General features: G+C 64.2%; 3 protein-coding genes. 2 read left to right on the forward strand and 1 reads right to left on the reverse strand.

Annotation, left to right across the window (positions count from 1 at the left end):
- The first annotated feature begins 362 nt into the window (after positions 1-362).
- Positions 363-1,259, forward strand: a complete 897-nt coding sequence (locus ACFHVL_RS31050) for a helix-turn-helix domain-containing protein (protein ID WP_416632173.1) — start codon at positions 363-365, stop codon at positions 1,257-1,259.
- A complete protein-coding gene (locus ACFHVL_RS31055; RefSeq protein WP_416632174.1) occupies positions 1,249-1,461 on the forward strand; it encodes a DUF397 domain-containing protein in 213 nt (70 codons plus the stop codon). Before ACFHVL_RS31050 ends, ACFHVL_RS31055 begins: the two co-directional genes overlap by 11 nt.
- Before the next feature lie 125 nt (positions 1,462-1,586).
- On the opposite strand, the gene ACFHVL_RS31060 is transcribed toward ACFHVL_RS31055, so the two are convergent.
- On the reverse strand, positions 1,587-2,081 hold the full coding sequence (locus tag ACFHVL_RS31060; RefSeq protein ID WP_416632175.1) for a hypothetical protein: 495 nt from the start codon (positions 2,079-2,081) through the stop codon (positions 1,587-1,589).
- Between the last annotated feature and the right edge of the window lie 544 nt (positions 2,082-2,625).

A 2,625-nucleotide genomic window follows, 5' to 3' on the forward strand; every position in this document is an offset into this window, starting at 1 on the left:
TTCGCCGTCTACCGCATCTAACAAACCGTGATCAAATCAGGCATAGAGGAACAACGCCGGGGCCGTGCGGCCGATGCGGGCCTACGTCCGAGGGCTGTTCTCCCATTGAGGTACGCCTCCACGCCAACCATCAGCCCCGAGGCGGTGAGCGGAGAACCTGCGACCAACTCATTACACTTTGGGTGCGCCCAAAAATCAACAGTTCAAGAAGATCGGCTTTCCATTAATCGAGCCAGCATGAGATGATCGGCAATTGTCCAGCCCATTTAGGCAGGGCCAATGTATGTAATGGCAGATCGGTTGTATCATTTGGGCGAGACACACGCCCAAAACGAGCGGGAGGTGGTCGACAGGTGTCGGATATGGTAGGTTCTGCGCTGTTACGTCGGTACGTCGGCCGACGACTCGAAGCACTACGGCGACGCGTCGGCCTGACCCAGGAGCAGGCAGCCGACGCACTCCAGAAGGGCCGTACGACGATCGCCCGCATGGAGGACGGGCACGAGGCCGTGCGCTTCCGGGACATCGACGTCAAGGCCATGCTGGAGCTCTACGGCGCGGAGCCTGACGACGGGAGGATCCTCCTCGCGCTCACCGCAGAGACCCGCAACGGGCGGCGGAAGTCCTGGTGGCACGACCGCACCGAGACCGAGTTGCCAGCCTTCTTCGCGCTCTACGTCTCGCTGGAGGACTCTGCCGAGACGATCAGGCAGTATGAGGTCGAGCTGATCCCGGGCCTGCTCCAGACCCGGCGGTACGCCGAGGAAGTCCACGGGGTGCCGACCGGCTACATCGATGACGACGAGAAGCAGCGACGCGTCGAGGTCCGGATGGAGCGGCAATCACTGCTCACCCGCCCTCGCGCACCACACCTGAGCGTCATCCTCAACGAGGCCGTGCTGCGCCGGCATGTCGGCGGGCGCGAGGTGATGATCGAGCAGCTCGAGCATCTGCTCGACCTGACCCAACGGGGGAACATCAGCATCCGGGTGCTCCCCTTCTCGGCCGGGGTCCACGGCGGCATGGCAGCATCCACCCCGTTCGCGCTGCTGACCTTTCCCGCAGACCCGCAGGGCGGCGAACCGCTGGAGCCACCGCTTGCCTATGTGGATACCTTGACTGGGGCGCTCTACCTCAACAAGCCCGGCGAGTCCGGCACCTACCAGCTTGTCTGGGAAGACATCGACCGCCGCTCGCTCAACGAGGACGAGTCGAAAAGCATGATCACTTCTGTATTGGAGGCACTCCGTGAAGTCTGACCAGACCGGTGCCCAGTGGCGTAAGTCCAGCCGCAGCGGCAACGGCAACAACTGCGTGGAGGTGGCCACCAACCTCCTCCCGACGACCGGGCGGGTCCTCGTCCGCGACAGCAAGAACCCGACAGCCGCCGTCCTGAGCATCAACCCCGAGGACTGGCAGTCCTTCGTACGCGAAGCGAGCCGCGAACGCTTCACCGCCTAACAGCCAGTACGCCGCAGTCACGAGCCGTCTCGGAAAGTTCCTCCCACGGCTAGCGGTCCACTGCACCAATCCCAGTAGCCGGCACGCCACCGTGCCGGCTACTGCTACTGACGGGAGCTACTCCCTCACGTCGTAGGCTTCTCGGTCCTCGACACGAAGACCATCACCGCACGGTCCCTGCCGCCGGTGACGATGTGGTGCCGGCCGTCCGGCCCTGGCAGCACCGTAACCGCAGTCACTCCGCCGGTGTGGCCGGTTATCTCTGCCAGTTGTTCACCGGTGTCGGGGTCCCACACCCGCACCGACCCGTCGCCGACGCCTCCGCCGCTGCCGGTGACGATGTGGTGTCGGCCGTCTGGTCGCGGCAGCACCGCCACCGCGTTCACCCGGCCGGTGTGGGCCAACTGCCGGGCGAAACCTGATCTGGGCCCGTCCTGCTCGAGTAACGAGTAGACGCCTTGTGTGAACGGTGTCTTCCCGGAGGGCATGTGTACCAGTTCGGCGGAGGACGGCTCGACAACTTGGGTCAGCATGGCCAGTTGGGTGCTCTTGCCCGCACGGTCCAGCCCTTCGAAGACGATGACGGAGCCCGGCACCAACCGCAGCCTGAAGTCCTCCACGTCCAAGACTGTGGATCGGTGACCTTTAGCAACGAAAGGTCAGAATCGCATATCCGACATCGCTCGTCAGCCCGCGCCCGGTCAATGGGCCGAGCGAGGGTCGCAACTACAGGACTGTTGTGGGCGAGGGGCCGCTGGCGGCGACGTCGAGGGGTCAGGTTGATCGGTTGTGGATGGCCATGCAGAGCGTCCTGTGGCTGTTGCCCCCAGCTTCAGGGTGGGCCAAGCGGCAACCGAGCCAGGGTGCCGCCACCATGCCCCAGGCCGGTCGGGATCGACACGCGCGAGGGCCGTCGCCGAGACGCCCTAGAGCAGGGGCCTGCCCCAAACCTGATCGCCCGTAGGTGTTAGCGGGGGGTTTTCGGGGGCAGTTCAAAACTATATGGATAGCAATCCATTTCTGGGCCGGATTGTTGCTGGTCAGGGCCGTATGCTGGTGCCCCCGGCAGGATTCGAACCTGCGACACACGGTTTAGCCTCAGCCCTTCATTATGGGCGGGTCCACATAGTGGATCTTGAAAGACAGGTGCCTTCTGACCTGGGA

The sequence above is a fragment of the Micromonospora sp. LOL_023 genome, from assembly GCF_048060115.1.
Lineage (GTDB): Bacteria > Actinomycetota > Actinomycetes > Mycobacteriales > Micromonosporaceae > Micromonospora_E.